This window comes from Hoeflea sp. BAL378 (assembly GCF_000759435.1).
Classification (GTDB): Bacteria; Pseudomonadota; Alphaproteobacteria; order Rhizobiales; family Rhizobiaceae; genus Hoeflea.
Genome location: NZ_JRJG01000155.1, coordinates 1 through 13,656 on the forward strand (window position 1 = coordinate 1; position 13,656 = coordinate 13,656).

At 65.7% G+C, this 13,656-nt stretch carries 13 protein-coding genes and 1 pseudogene; 5 read left to right on the forward strand and 9 right to left on the reverse strand.

Features of this window, described 5'->3' with window-relative positions; translation table 11 throughout:
- Positions 1–599 (forward strand): annotated as a pseudogene (locus tag LL06_RS27775) (hypothetical protein); the annotation flags it as partial.
- Positions 600–704: 105 nt separating this feature from the next.
- On the opposite strand, the gene LL06_RS23540 reads toward LL06_RS27775, so the two are convergent.
- The 7 genes from LL06_RS23540 to LL06_RS23570 all read right to left on the reverse strand — a co-directional run bounded on the left by LL06_RS23540 (position 705) and on the right by LL06_RS23570 (position 7,649).
- The gene (locus LL06_RS23540) at positions 705–1,334 is read right to left on the reverse strand and encodes a peroxiredoxin (RefSeq protein ID WP_035532800.1); all 630 of its coding nucleotides are present in this window, start codon (positions 1,332–1,334) and stop codon (positions 705–707) included.
- Positions 1,335–1,374: 40 nt separating this feature from the next.
- The gene (sulP, locus tag LL06_RS23545; RefSeq protein WP_052161865.1) at positions 1,375–3,117 is read right to left on the reverse strand and encodes a sulfate permease; all 1,743 of its coding nucleotides are present in this window, start codon (positions 3,115–3,117) and stop codon (positions 1,375–1,377) included.
- Positions 3,118–3,276: 159 nt separating this feature from the next.
- On the reverse strand, positions 3,277–4,161 hold the full coding sequence (locus tag LL06_RS23550) for an MBL fold metallo-hydrolase (RefSeq protein WP_035532803.1): 885 nt from the start codon (positions 4,159–4,161) through the stop codon (positions 3,277–3,279).
- A 91-nt stretch (positions 4,162–4,252) separates the two neighbouring features.
- Positions 4,253–4,693, reverse strand: a complete 441-nt coding sequence (locus LL06_RS23555) for a YeeE/YedE family protein (RefSeq protein WP_035532805.1) — start codon at positions 4,691–4,693, stop codon at positions 4,253–4,255.
- 3 nt (positions 4,694–4,696) lie between these two features.
- Positions 4,697–5,254 carry a YeeE/YedE thiosulfate transporter family protein gene (locus LL06_RS23560; RefSeq protein WP_345775693.1) on the reverse strand — a complete coding sequence of 186 codons (558 nt, stop codon included), beginning with the start codon at positions 5,252–5,254 and terminating at the stop codon, positions 4,697–4,699.
- Positions 5,255–5,352: 98 nt separating this feature from the next.
- Positions 5,353–6,468 carry a polyphosphate kinase 2 gene (gene ppk2 / locus LL06_RS23565; RefSeq protein ID WP_035532810.1) on the reverse strand — a complete coding sequence of 372 codons (1,116 nt, stop codon included), beginning with the start codon at positions 6,466–6,468 and terminating at the stop codon, positions 5,353–5,355.
- 164 nt (positions 6,469–6,632) lie between these two features.
- The gene (locus LL06_RS23570; protein WP_035532812.1) at positions 6,633–7,649 is read right to left on the reverse strand and encodes a 1-aminocyclopropane-1-carboxylate deaminase; all 1,017 of its coding nucleotides are present in this window, start codon (positions 7,647–7,649) and stop codon (positions 6,633–6,635) included.
- A gap of 178 nt (positions 7,650–7,827) precedes the next feature.
- On the opposite strand from LL06_RS23570, the gene LL06_RS23575 reads away from it, so the two are divergent.
- On the forward strand, positions 7,828–8,292 hold the full coding sequence (locus LL06_RS23575; RefSeq protein WP_035532815.1) for an Lrp/AsnC family transcriptional regulator: 465 nt from the start codon (positions 7,828–7,830) through the stop codon (positions 8,290–8,292).
- A 24-nt stretch (positions 8,293–8,316) separates the two neighbouring features.
- Here the strand turns inward: LL06_RS23575 and aroQ are convergent, their stop codons facing one another.
- Both aroQ and LL06_RS23585 read right to left on the reverse strand, forming a co-directional pair.
- The gene (aroQ, locus tag LL06_RS23580; RefSeq protein ID WP_035532835.1) at positions 8,317–8,763 is read right to left on the reverse strand and encodes a type II 3-dehydroquinate dehydratase; all 447 of its coding nucleotides are present in this window, start codon (positions 8,761–8,763) and stop codon (positions 8,317–8,319) included.
- A gap of 102 nt (positions 8,764–8,865) precedes the next feature.
- Positions 8,866–10,302, reverse strand: a complete 1,437-nt coding sequence (locus LL06_RS23585; RefSeq protein WP_035532817.1) for a short-chain fatty acyl-CoA regulator family protein — start codon at positions 10,300–10,302, stop codon at positions 8,866–8,868.
- 133 nt (positions 10,303–10,435) lie between these two features.
- Between LL06_RS23585 and LL06_RS23590 the strand changes: the two genes are divergently transcribed.
- The 3 genes from LL06_RS23590 to LL06_RS23600 are packed head-to-tail and all read left to right on the forward strand — an operon-like array spanning position 10,436 to position 13,448.
- Entirely contained in the window at positions 10,436–11,014 is a 579-nt protein-coding gene (locus LL06_RS23590) for a biotin transporter BioY (RefSeq protein ID WP_081964163.1), read from the forward strand.
- A complete protein-coding gene (locus tag LL06_RS23595) occupies positions 11,014–12,546 on the forward strand; it encodes an acyl-CoA carboxylase subunit beta (RefSeq protein ID WP_035532827.1) in 1,533 nt (510 codons plus the stop codon). Before LL06_RS23590 ends, LL06_RS23595 begins: the two co-directional genes overlap by 1 nt.
- Before the next feature lie 11 nt (positions 12,547–12,557).
- Entirely contained in the window at positions 12,558–13,448 is an 891-nt protein-coding gene (locus LL06_RS23600; protein WP_035532831.1) for a GIY-YIG nuclease family protein, read from the forward strand.
- Positions 13,449–13,656: the final 208 nt, after the last annotated feature.

The window sequence follows — 13,656 nt, forward strand, 5'->3', positions numbered from 1 at the left end:
TCCTGGGCATCGGCATCTGGTGGGTGATGGACAGCGGCCTGCTCAAGTCCGCCGCGGAGCGCGACACCGGCGTGCCCAATCCGCCGCCCTCGCTCAGCCGCGACGATTACGCCGGCGGCCCGCAGCCGCTCAATCCCGGCGCCGGCTTCTCGGGCGACTGGACCACGGTGTACACACCCGGCCGCGATGGCGCGGCGCAGCCGCGCGGCGATGCCAGCGCGGAGCTGATCGAGCATCCGGAGGGCGATGCGCTCAGGATCCTCTCCCGGAGCGGCGGCGAGAGCGGCGAGGTGCTGGTGCCGCTCGGCGCCGAGGTGATGCAGGCGCTGGCCGGACGCAAGTCCGTCCTGGCGCTGACGGTGCGCACGGCGGAGGCCGAGCCGACCCAGATCTATGTCAAATGCGCCTTCGCGGTGCTGGGCGATTGCGGCCGCCACCGCTTCAACGTCACCTATGACACGACCGACATCCTGTTCGATCTCGACTACGACCGGGCGCTGGCGCCCAACGAGGGCGGCAACCTGGTGATCAACAGCGACATTTCGGGCGGAGGCAAGGGCATCGATCTGCTGGCCGTGCGGATCCGCCCGGCGAGCTGAGCGGCGGCCCCGTCCGATCCGGACTTCTCCCGGCCAGGCCCTTCAAGGGAGCCGCCCGCGCTGCGCCGCTGCAGGCGGGCGGTCCCTGTCTCGCGGCTGGTCGGTTCAGCTCACGTCGGTGACGCGCAGATAGGGGCGGATCTCCTCCCAGCCCTGCGGGAACTTGGCCTTGGCGTCTTCATTGGAGACCGAGGTGGGGATGATCACCTTGCCGCCCGGGCGCCAGTCGGCGGGTGTGGCCACCGTCTTGGCGTCGGCAAGCTGCAGGGCGTCGATCACGCGCAGGATCTCGTCGAAGTTGCGGCCGACATTCATCGGATAGGTCATGGTCAGCCGGATCTTCTTGTTGGGATCGATGATGAACACCGACCGCACCGCCGCCGTGGTGCTGGCGTTGGGATGGATCATGTCATAGAGCTCGGCCACCTTGAGGTCCTTGTCGGCGACGATCGGGAAGGTGAGCGTGGTGGCTTGCGTGGCGTTGACGTCCTTGATCCAGGCCATGTGCTCCTCGACGCCGTCCGTCGACAGGCCGATCGGCTTGACGTTGCGGGCCTTGAACTGGTCCGAGAGCTGCGCGGTGCGGCCCATCTCGGTGGTGCAGACCGGGGTGAAATCGGCCGGATGGCTGAAGAAGAAGGCCCAGGACGAGCCGATCCAGTCATGGAAGTCGATCGGTCCGTTGGTGGTCTCTGCCTTGAAGTTGGGGGCGGTATCGCCGATGCGGAGGGTCATGGGATGTCCTTTCTTGGGGTTGAGAATGTATAACGCCGCATCATGACGGTTTGGCGGCGAGTTCGAGCGCCGCCTGGTGCTGGCTCAGGAACACCTTGCCGCTCAGATGCGTCAGGAAATCGGAGGTCCTGAGCCGGTCCATCACCGGGCCCTTGACCTCGCTCAGATGAAACCGGACGCCCAGCGCGGACAGCCGCTCGTTGATCGCTTCGAGCGATTCGAGCGCGCTCATGTCGATCTCGTTGACCGCCGGGCACATCAGCACGACATGCTTCAGCCCGGGGCGGGCGGCGACCATGTCGGTGATCTTGTCCTCGAGATAGCGCGCATTGGCGAAATAGAGGCTTTCATCGACCCTGAGCGTCAGCACCGTGTGGTCGGTCTCGACGCTGTGGCGGTTGACGTTGCGGAAATGCTCGGTGCCCGGCACCCGGCCGACCACGGCCATGTGCGGGCGCGACGACTTGAAGAGGTGGATGAGGATCGACAGCGCCACGCCGGCGGTGACACCGACCTCGACGCCCAGGCCCAGCGTCAGCACGATGGTGGCGCTGACGGCGGCGAAATCGGCGCGCGAATAGGTCCAGGTCTTTCTCAGGATCGAGAAATCGACGAGCGACAGCACCGCCACGATGATGGTGGCGGCGAGCGTCGCCTGCGGCAGGTGATAGATCAGCGGCGTCAGCATGAGCGCCGCCAGCATCAGGCCCACGGCGGTGTAGGCGCCGGCGGCCGGGGTCTCGGCGCCCGCGTCGAAATTGACCACCGAGCGGGCGAAGCCGCCGGTGACCGGATAGCCGCCTGTGAACGCCGCGCCGATATTGGCGGCGCCCAGGCCGATCAGCTCCTGGTCGGGGACAATGCGCTGGCGCCTGCGGGCGGCCAACGTCTGCGCCACCGACACCGATTCGACAAAGCCGATGATCGAGATCAGCACCGCCGAGCCGATCAGCGTGCCCCACAGATCGGGCGAGAAGGACGGCAGGGTCAGCGGCGGCAGGCCCTGCGGCACCTCGCCCACCACGCGCACGCCAAAATTCTCGGAAAGCCCTAAAGCCCAGGTTGCGAAGGTGGTGACGACAACGGCCGCCACCGGCCCCGCCTTGGTGAGGACGCCGGCAAGCCGCGGTTTCAGTCCCAGCGAAAGCAGCAGCGGCATCAGCCCCTTGCGCACCCAGAACAGGAAAATTGTGGCGCCCATGCCGATGACCAGCGTGACCGGGTTGATCTCGCCCAGATGCGCATAGAGCGAGACAACCAGCTCGGGCAAAGTGTCGCCGCCCGCCGGAATGCCGAGGATGTGGCGCAACTGGCTCATGGCGATGAGAATGCCTGAGGCGGTGATGAAGCCCGCGACCACGGGATGGGAGAGAAAATTGGCGAGAAATCCGAGCCGCAGCACGCCGAGCAGGATCAGGAACAGGCCCGACAGGAAGGCCAGCGTGACCGCGGCCGTCAGCAGTTCCGGCGAGCCGGGCTCAGCCAGATTGCCGATCGCCGCCGCCGTCATCAGCGACACCACCGCCACCGGCCCCACCGCCAGCACGCGGCTGGTGCCGAAGAGCGCGTAGAGCAGGATCGGCGCGATCGAGGCATAGATCCCGGTCTCGGCCGGCAGGCCGGCCAGCAGCGCATAGGCGAGCGACTGCGGGATCAGCATGATGGTGACGATCACGGCGGCGACGAGGTCGTTGCCGAACGCGTCGCGGTCATAGCGGCGGCCCCAGTCGAACACCGGCATGAAGCGCGCCAGACGGTCAAGAAGGGCGGGACTGGAATGCATGGCGGAATCCTTGCCGCGATCGCGGCGGGAGAGATTGAACATCGGGTCTGGGCGCCGGCGGTCCCGGGGGACCACCGGCCGTGTCAGGGAGCGGGGTCGCCACCGCGTCCGAAGGCCCGCGCCCTGGCGGACGCCCGGAGCGCGGCGTCGGAACCCGGCTCAGAGCCCGTTGACGGGCACCTTCAGCATCGGGCGGCCGTCCTTGTCGGTGGGCACCTCGCCCGCGCGCATGTTGACCTGCAGCGACGGGATGATCAGACGCGGCATGGCGAGCTGCCTGTCGCGCTCGGTGCGGAACTTGATGAAGTCCTCGCGGGTCTTGCCGCCGCCGACATGGATGTTGTGGGCCTTTTCCTCGCCCACCGTGGTCTCCCACTTGATGTCGCGGCCGTTGGGCCCGTAGTCGTGGCACATGAACAGGCGCATCTCGTCGGGCAGCGCCAGCACCTTCTGGATCGAATCGTAGAGCGTGCCGGCATCGCCGCCGGGGAAATCGGCCCGCGCCGAGCCGCCGTCGGGCATGAACAGCGTGTCGCCCGTAAAGGCGGCGTTGCCCATCACATGCACCATGCAGGCCGGCGTGTGGCCGGGCGTGTACATGGCGAAGGCCTGCATCTGGCCGACCATGTAGGTGTCGCCGTCCTTGAACAGGGCGTCGAACTGGGAGCCGTCGCGCTGGAACTCGGTGCCTTCGTTGAAGATCTTGCCGAAGGTGTCCTGCACGATCATGATCTTGTCGCCGATGCCGATCCTGCCGCCGAGCTTGTCCTGAATATAGGGCGCGGCCGAGAGATGATCGGCATGGACATGGGTCTCGATGATCCATTCGAGCGTGAGGTCGTTGGCCTTGATCCAGGCAATCATCTCGTCGGCATGGCCATAGGTGATGCGGCCGGCGGCGTAGTCGATGTCCATCACCGAATCGACCACCGCGCAGGCGTTCGACGCCGGATCCTTCACCACATAGCTGATGGTGTTGGTGTCGGGGTCGAAAAACGCCTTCACTTCGGGCTTGACCGACAGGTCCACCGGGTAGTTCGACATGGCGTGTCTCCTTTGTCTCTTCACATCATCTGTTGCGGCCCGCCCGATGGCGCGGCCTGCAATTGGTTCGGGCCGCCGGCCGGGCCCGTTGTCAGAACGGCTTGCCGGTCTTCCGCCTCAGCCCGTCAAGCGAGCGGGCCAGCACGATGCCGATCATCATCGCGCCGGTGAACACGATCACCGTGACACCGCCGAAGCCGAGCGCCGGAATGGCGCCGCCCGGGCAGAAGCCGGCGATGCCCCAGCCGATGCCGAAGGTGGCGGATCCGGCCAGGAGCCGTGTATCTATGGCCTTGTTGACGGGAAGATGGAACTCCGCATCGAACAAAGGCCTCTGCCGCCTGCCGAACACCAGCCGGTAGCCGAGCGCGGTGGTGACGAGCGCCCCGCCCATGACGAAGATCAGGCTCGGGTCCCAGGCGCCGGCCACATCGAAGAAATTCAGAACCTTGGCGGGGTTCGCCATGCCGGAGATGGCGATGCCCAGGCCGAAGACGGCGCCGATGAGGAGCGAGGCAAAAAGCTTGGCCATGGCTCAGAGCCCCAGGACATGGCGGATGACGTAGACGGTCAGTCCGGTAAAGATCATGAAGGTGAGCGTCGCCGCGATCGACCGCGGCGACAGCCGCGCCACGCCGCAGACGCCATGGCCGGAGGTGCAGCCGGCGCCGAAATAGACGCCCACGCCGACGACCAGCCCGCCAAAGGCCAGAAGCGGCAGCGAGACGGGAACGGCATAGGGTATGGCTCCGCCTGCGGACAGGAACAGGACCGGGGCGAGGATGGCGCCCAGCAGGAAGGCAATGCGCCAGGGCCAGTCGGCGGAGAAGGGCGGGATGATGCCGGCAATGATGCCGGTCATTCCGGCGATGCGGCCGTTGACGGCCATCAGCAGCACGGCCGACAGGCCGATCAGCACGCCGCCCGCCAGCGACATATATGGCGTGAAACTGGTTTCCATCGTCCTCTCCCTCCTCACCGGCGCCGGAATCCGGCCCGCGCGCCTGGCGCGCATCCTCCATATATATAAGCGAAACTCCATATTCAAGACGCTAAATGTATGAGGCTGCGGGAAAGGCGCGTGAGAGGCCATGGCCGGCGCGGACGAGACCGCGGCGCGCGCCAAAAGAGCGCTTCCCTCCCCGGGATTGCCTGCCCCTGGCGCGCGCGAGCGGCGTTCGCACCCGGGCCTCAGCCGGCCGGGGCCTTGGGCTTGCGGATCTCGGGATGCAGCGACTTGCCCAGGATATGATCGCCGGCGCCGATGACATGGCTGCTGGAGCCGACGATCAGCCGGTCGGGATGATGCACGATCATGTGATCCTTGTTGGGATAGGGCAGGCTCGACAGGAAATGCTTCATGCAGTTGATCCGCGCGCGCTTCTTGCAGTCGGACTTGACGATGGTCCAGGGCGCGTCGGCGGTGTCGGTGTAGAAGAACATCGCCTCCTTGGCCTCGGTGTAGTCGTCCCACTTGTCGAGCGAGGCCTTGTCGATGGGCGAGAGTTTCCACTGCTTGAGCGGATCCTTCTCGCGCTCGCCGAAGCGCCTTAGCTGCTCGCCCTGGGTGACCGAGAACCAGTATTTGAACAGCAGGATGCCGGAGCGGGTGAGCATGCGCTCGATCTCGGGCGCCTCGCGCATGAATTCGAGATATTCCGACGGCGTGCAGAAGCCCATCACCCGCTCGACCCCGGCGCGGTTGTACCAGGAGCGGTCGAACAGCACCATTTCGCCGGCCGCCGGCAGGTGCTCGATGTAGCGCTGGAAATACCATTGCGAGCGTTCCCGGTCGGTGGGCTTGGACAGCGCCACGACGCGGGCCATGCGCGGATTGAGATGTTCCATGAAGCGCTTGATGGTGCCGCCCTTGCCGGCCGCATCGCGGCCCTCGAACAGCATGATCACCTTCTGGCCGGTCTCCTCGATCCAGCGCTGCGCCTTGAGCAGTTCGACCTGCAGCAGCGCCTTCTCGTGCTCATAGGCGGCGCGGCGCATCCGGGTCCGGTAGGGATAGACGCCCTGCTCGAACAGTTGCGCGATCGCGGCGTCGTCCTTGCGGATCTCGGCGGTGTTCAGCCGCGCGGGCTTCACCGCGGCGGCGCCTGCCGCCGTGAGGTCGGGCGCGGCCTCGGGCACGACCGCAGAGACGACCGCGGCGATGTCGGCATCTGCCGCCGGCGCCGGATCGGCGACCGCCGCGTCGGGCGCCGGCGCGATCGCCTCGGGCTTGGCCGTCATGTCAGGTCTTTCCGCGGCTGCGGCTTCAACGGGTTTGAGTTCCACTTCGCTTCTGGCTTCGTCCATTCCGGGTCCTCTGTTGTGGAAATCCAGTTTGACGCCGAACCGGCGGCGCGGCCTTGACACGTGTCAAATCGCCGCAAATAAAAGCCGGCTCAGCACCGGTCCCGCCCCCGCGCGGCGACAGGGGGCGGGCGATCTCCGCGCGTCCAAAGGATCCACGAACCGGATCAGCCGTTGCGATAGGTGTAGCTGTAGCCGTTGAGCGCGGGCGCGCCGCCGAGATGGGCGTAGAGCACCTTCGAGCCCTTGGGGAAAAAGCCCTTGCGGGCGAGATCGATCATGCCCTGCATGGACTTGCCCTCATAGACCGGGTCGGTGATCATCGCCTCGGTGCGGGCGGCGAGCCTGATCGCCTCGTTGGTTTCCTTGCTCGGCACGCCATAGGCCGGATAGGCATAGTCCGGGTTGATGACGATCTCGTCGTCGCGCACCATGCGGCCCAATTCGACCAGCTCGGCCGTATTGTCGACGATCCCGCGCACCTGCGCGCGGAGCTGCTCGGGTGTGCCGGAACCGTCGATGCCGATGACGCGATCGGCGCGGTCGGCGGCGGCAAAGCCGACGATCATCCCGGCCTGGGTCGAGCCGGTGACGACGCAGACGACGATGTAGTCGAACCGGATGCCCATCTCGGCCTCCTGGGCGCGGACTTCGTCGGCGAAGCCGACATAGCCCAGGCCGCCATATTTGTGCACCGAGGCACCGGCCGGAATCGGATAGGGCACGCCGCCACGATCGCGCACCGACTGCATCGCGTCCTCCCAGCTTCTCCGGATGCCGATGTCGAAGCCCTCGTCCACCAGCCGGCTGTCGGCGCCCATCAGCCGGGTCAGAAGGATGTTGCCGACCCGGTCGTAGACGGCGTCGTCATGCGGCACCCAGCTTTCCTGCACGACGACGCATTTCATGCCGATCTTGGCGGCAGTGGCGGCGACCATGCGGGTGTGGTTGGACTGCACGCCGCCGATGGAGACCAGCGTGTCGGCGCCCGCGGCGATCGCGTCGGGGACGATGTATTCGAGCTTGCGCAGCTTGTTGCCGCCGAGCGCCAGGCCGGAATTGCAGTCTTCGCGCTTGGCGTAGATCTCCACATCCGCGCCGATGGCGGCTGTCAGGCGCGGCAGGTGCTCGATGGGCGTGGGACCGAAGGTGAGCGGATAGCGGTCGAATTTCGCGAGGTTCATGGGTCTTGTCCGTGGTTGGGCCTGTCCGGCGGCGGCGGGAATGGGGTGCCGGCATCCTAGCCGGAAACGCGTGAAAGGTGCTTTCAAAGTGCGCGCGGCGGATTTCCCAAGGGGCCTTGCCATGATCCTATTCTGACGTATTCTTCCGGAAGACTCCTCAAACACGGAAGTTTCTTTCATGCAGGGCGAACTCGACAAGATCGACCGCAGGATGCTCAAGCTGCTCCAGGCCGACGGGCGGCTCTCCAATGCCGAGCTCGCGCAGAAGGTGAGCGTCAGTCCCGCCACCTGCCACCGCCGCACCCAGCGGCTGATCGATGAGGGCTTCATCAAGGGGTTCCGGGCGGTGGTGGATCCGCAGTCGGTGGCGCGCGGCGCGCTGGTGATGGTCGGCGTGGTGCTCGACCGGTCGACGCCCGAAAGCTTCACCGCCTTCGAGGCGGCGATCCGCAAATTGAGCTTCGTGCTCGACTGCCACCTTGTGGCGGGCGATTTCGACTATTTCCTGAAGGTCCGGGTGCGCGACATGGCCGATTTCAACCGGCTGCACGGCGAACAGCTCATCGCCTTTCCGGGCGTCCGCCAGATCCGCAGCTTCTTCGTCATCAAGGAAGTCACCGACAACGCGCCGCTGGATTTCTGAGCCTTTCAGCTCAGGTCAGGCCGCTCAGTTGGCGGCGGTCACCAGTTTCGCCACCCGGTCGATGGCGAGCAGATAGCCCTGCGTGCCGCAGCCGGCGATGACGCCGTCGGCGCGGAGCGACACATAGGAGTGGCGGCGGAATTCCTCGCGCTTGTGCACGTTGGAGATGTGCACTTCGATCACCGGTCCCTCGAAGGCGTTGAGCGCGTCGAGGATGGCGATCGAAGTATGGGTGAAGGCGCCGGGATTGATGATGATGGCGGCGGCGTCTTCCCGCGCCTCGTGGATCCAGTCGATGAGCTGGTGTTCGGCATTGGATTGCAGGAAGCGCACGGCCAGGCCGTAGCTCTCGGCCTGGCTCAGGCAGGCCGTCTCGACATCGGCCAGGGTCTCGTGGCCATAGATCTCCGGCTGGCGCTTGCCCAGGAGATTGAGATTGGGTCCGTTCATGACATAGATCGTGCCGGTCACCGGGTCCGCCTTTCGTTTCCGTCCCATCGCGGGGTGCAAATTCCTAGCCCGGCACGATGGCTGCCGCAAGCCTCGCAGACATTCCTCAAAGACGTGACGAAGTCACTCGAGGCCGTAGGGCACCGTCTTGCGGGTGTTGGGATCGACGATCAGCCGGCGCTTGAGCGGCGGAACCGCGCGCTGGTGGCAGTCGCGGCGCTCGCAGATGCGGCAGGAGACGCCGATCGGTTCGAAGGCCCTGTCGCGGGCGATGTCGAGATCGTCGGCATAGACCAGTTCGCCGGCATGGGCCACTTCGCAGCCGAGCGCCAGCGCGTAGGCCTGCACCGGATCGCGCCAGCCGCCCGAGGGCTTGGTCACCGCCGTGGCGAGGCAGAGATAGCGCACGCCGTCGGGCGTCTCGGCCAGTTGCCTTATGATGCGGTTCGGCGTCTCGAAGGCCGAATGCGCGTTCCACAGCGGGCAGGCCGAGCCGAAGCGGGCGAATTGCAGCTTGGTGGCGGAATGCCGCTTGGTGATGTTGCCGGCCTTGTCGACCCGGGCGAAGAAGAACGGCACGCCCTTCTGCCCCGGCCGCTGCAGCGTCGACAGCCGGTGCGCCACCTGCTCGAGGCTGGTCGAGAACCGGTCGGCCAAGAGCACCAGGTCGTGGCGCAGCTCGCGCGCGGCGGCGGAAAAGGCGCCATAGGGCAGGATGGTGGCGCCGGCGAAATAATTGGCGAGGCCGATGCGGCAGATGCCGGCGGCGTCGGCGGAGCGGAAGCGGGCGTCGGCGATGATCCGCGTCAGCGTCGCGTCGTGCTCGATCAGCGCGATCTGGCAGGCAATCTGGAAGGCCTGGGTCGCCACCGGCGTCGCCGGATTGAGCCAGAGCACGCGGGACACCGGATCGAAGCGGCGCAGGGCGCCGCGCGCTGATGCTTCCTGCACCACCGGCTCACCGCCGCCGATCGCCACCCGCACCCGGTGGCGGCGCTCGATGTGGTCGGCCAGCGCCTTGAGGCTCGCGCCGCGGCTCCTGGACAATTCCCGGCTCAGCGCCTCGCCGGCGAGATCGAGCTCGTGGATGTAGTTGTCGACATAATGGAAGAAGTCGCGCACCTCCTCATAGGGCGTCGGGTCGGACAGCGCGCCCGAGCGCTCCAGCGTCTCGTCGAGTTCGGCCAACTGGTCGCCCGAGCGCCGCATCGCCTGGTGCAGCGCCAGGAAGGCGCGGGCGAAGGACGGCGCGTTCTGCACCACCAGCTTGACGTCCGACAGCGAGGGCTGGGTGCCGCCCGAGACCGGATCGGCGAGCGCCTCCGAGACATCGGCCAGCAGCCGGTCGCTGTCCTGGTCGGACAGCGTGGTGATGTCGACCGAAAAGGCTTCGGCGAGCGCCAGCAGCACCGAGGCGCTGACATGGCGCTGGTTGTTCTCGATCTGGTTGAGATAGCTCGTGGAAATGCCGAGCTTGGCGGCGAAGCCGGCCTGGGTCAGGCCGTGCTCGCCGCGGATGGCGCGGACTTTGCCGCCGATGAAGAGTTTGCGCGCGCGCATGGGAACTTCGCAAGTTTGCAGAATTGCAGTTGCAAACATTGCTAGTGCAACATGCTTACCTTTTCAACCCTGTCGGCTGGCCCCCATTCGCGCTACCACTCGGTCTGATTTCCAGGCCACGATGGAGCCCGCCTTGACCCTTTACGCCACCCTGACCGCCACCCGCCCGCAGGCGCCTGCCATGGCCCTGCTCACGGCCCTTGCCGGGTCGATGCTGCTGACGCTTGCCGCCAAGGTCGCCATTCCGTTCTACCCGGTGCCGCTGACGTTGCAGAGCTTCGTCGTCATCGGGCTCGGGCTGGCGCTCGGCGCCCGGCTCGGGACCCTGGCGGTGCTGCTCTATCTCATGCAGGGCGCGCTCGGCCTGCCCGTGTTCACCGGCACGCCGGAAAAGGGGCTGGGCCTCGCCTACATGATGGGCCCGACCGGCGGCTTTCTCGCCGGCTATGTGATGGCGGCCTTCACGGCGGGCTATCTGGCCGAACGCGGCGCCGACCGCACGGCGCTCCCGGCCTTCCTCGCGGCGCTTGCCGCCGCCGCCATCATGTATGTTCCCGGCCTTGCCTGGCTTGGCGTCCTGTTCGGCTGGGACCAGCCGCTGCTGGCCTGGGGCCTCTGGCCCTTCATCCCCGGCGACCTCGTCAAGGCGGCGCTGGCGGCGCTTGTGTTTCCCGCAGCATGGGCCATGATCGGGCGAAAAGGAGGCTTCTGATGCGCGACATTCTTGAACAGCTCGAACACAAGCGGGCCGAGGCCCGGCTCGGCGGCGGCCAGCACCGCATCGACGCGCAGCATGCCAAGGGCAAGCTGACCGCGCGCGAACGGCTCGACGTGCTCCTCGACGAGGGCTCGTTCGAGGAATACGACATGTACAAGACCCACCGCTGCACCGATTTCGGCATGGAAGCCCAGGTGTTCCCGGGCGACGGCGTGATCACCGGCTGGGGCACTATCAACGGCCGCCCGGTCTATGTCTTCTCCCAGGATTTCACCGTGTTCGGCGGCTCGCTGTCGGAAACCCACGCCGAGAAGATCTGCAAGGTGATGGATCTCGCCGTGCAGAACGGCGCGCCGCTGATCGGGCTCAACGATTCGGGCGGCGCCCGCATCCAGGAGGGCGTGGCCTCGCTCGGCGGCTATGCAGAAGTGTTCTGGCGCAATGTCCAGGCCTCGGGCGTGATCCCGCAGATCTCGGTGATCATGGGGCCCTGCGCCGGCGGTGCGGTCTATTCGCCGGCGATGACCGACTTCATCTTCATGGTCAAGGACACGAGCTACATGTTCGTGACCGGCCCCGACGTGGTCAAGACCGTGACCAACGAGATCGTCACCGCGGAGGAACTGGGCGGCGCCTCCACCCACACGAAGAAATCCTCGGTCGCCGACGGCGCCTATGACAACGACGTCGAGGCGCTGATCGAGATCCGCCGGATGTTCGACTTCCTGCCGCTGTCGAGCCGCGAGGCGCCGCCGTCGATCCCCACCGCGGACGCGCCCGACCGGATCGAGCCCGCGCTCGACACGCTGATCCCCGACAATCCCAACAAGCCCTACGACATGCGCGAGGTCATCGCCCGCGTCGCCGACGAGGGCGATTTCTTCGAGATCCAGGCGAACCACGCCAAGAACATCCTGTGCGGCTTCATCCGTTTGAACGGCTCGACCGTCGGCGTCGTCGCCAACCAGCCGATGGTGCTGGCGGGCTGCCTCGACATCGATTCGTCCAAGAAGGCCGCCCGCTTCGTGCGCTTCTGCGACGCCTTCAACATCCCGATCCTGACGCTCGTCGACGTGCCGGGCTTCCTGCCGGGCGTCAGCCAGGAATATGGCGGCATCATCAAGCACGGCGCGAAGCTTCTCTTCGCCTATGCCGAGGCCACCGTGCCGAAGGTCACCGTGATCACCCGCAAGGCCTATGGCGGCGCCTATGACGTGATGAGCTCCAAGCACATCCGCGCCGACGTCAATTACGCCTGGCCGACCGCGCAGATCGCCGTGATGGGCGCCAAGGGCGCGACCGAAATCCTCTACCGCTCCGAACTCGGCGACCCCGACAAGATCGCGCAGCGCACCAAGGACTACGAGGACCGCTTCGCCAACCCCTTCGTCGCCGCCCAGCGCGGCTTCATCGACGAGGTCATCCTGCCGCACTCCACCCGGCGCCGGGTGGTGCGGGCCTTCGAGATGCTGAAGACGAAGAAGGTGACCCAGCCCTTGCGCAAGCACGACAATATTCCGTTGTGAGGCCCTGACGGATGGCGACCTGCGATATTCTCGATCTTCATGAGGTGCTTATTTCCTGCGGAAAAGACCCTTCCGAGGATATCAAGATATATCGGCACGCTAATCCGAAGCGCTCGATAGACATGTACGGTCAGGATATCGAGTCGGTCATCAGAACGGGAGATCTTGAGATTTTCCAGTCGGTTCAGAGCAGCAAGCAGCTCGGCAAGGGTCTGGTTGCGTTTTTCATGGGCGAAAGTGGGAGGCTATCCCGATTCCTTGGAGTCTGGCGCGTTCTGAGCGTTCATGATTGGCTGCACGAAAGCCCAAGAGCGCGAGAAGCCCGTCAGAAGACCTACCTTCGAGAAAACGGAATCTGGCATGAGCTTGAGCATGATAGCCGCTTCGATACTCTCGCAAACCGGCTGATAATCGAATGGCCGGAAACGGGGCGCCATCACCAATGGCTTGTCGAGAACGGCGCTGAAAAGCGCCAAATCCAAGTTCGAGAGATTCGCGCGATCGGTATCCATCGACCTTTTCCCGGATTTGACGATGTCATTCTGGGCTATGGCGAACTTAAAGGCCTCATTGATTCTGACGCTGGCGGGTGGAAGGAGGCACTCTCTTCCACCCGTGGTGTCTACCTCATCACGGATACGGAACGCGGAGATTTGTATGTGGGCTCAGCAACCGGAGCCGACGGCATTTGGGAGCGTTGGTCCAATTACGTATCGTCGGGACATGGCGGGAACAAAGTTATGATTGACCGGGTGGCACAAATCGATGTGTTCGCCGACAATCTGCAGTTTTCGGTGATTGAAACGCTTGGCAACCTTGCTTCCAGAGCGGACGGCATAGCCGCCGAGGTTCGCTGGAAAAAGAAGCTCGGCAAGCGCGCAACTGTGTTGAATGGGAACTGAGCCATGAATGAGTTCCGCTCCTATCCGCAGACTTCACACTTTCCATCCCAGTTCGCCAGCGGCGTCCCCACCTCCCCCTTGAGGGGAGGTCGGAGAAGCAAGCCGCACGCGCAGCGGACGGCGCGGCTGATCCGGGTGGGGGTAACGGCACGGTGTAAGTTCAAGACACCCCCACCCGGCTCTGTCGCGCTGCGCGCGCCAATCGCCG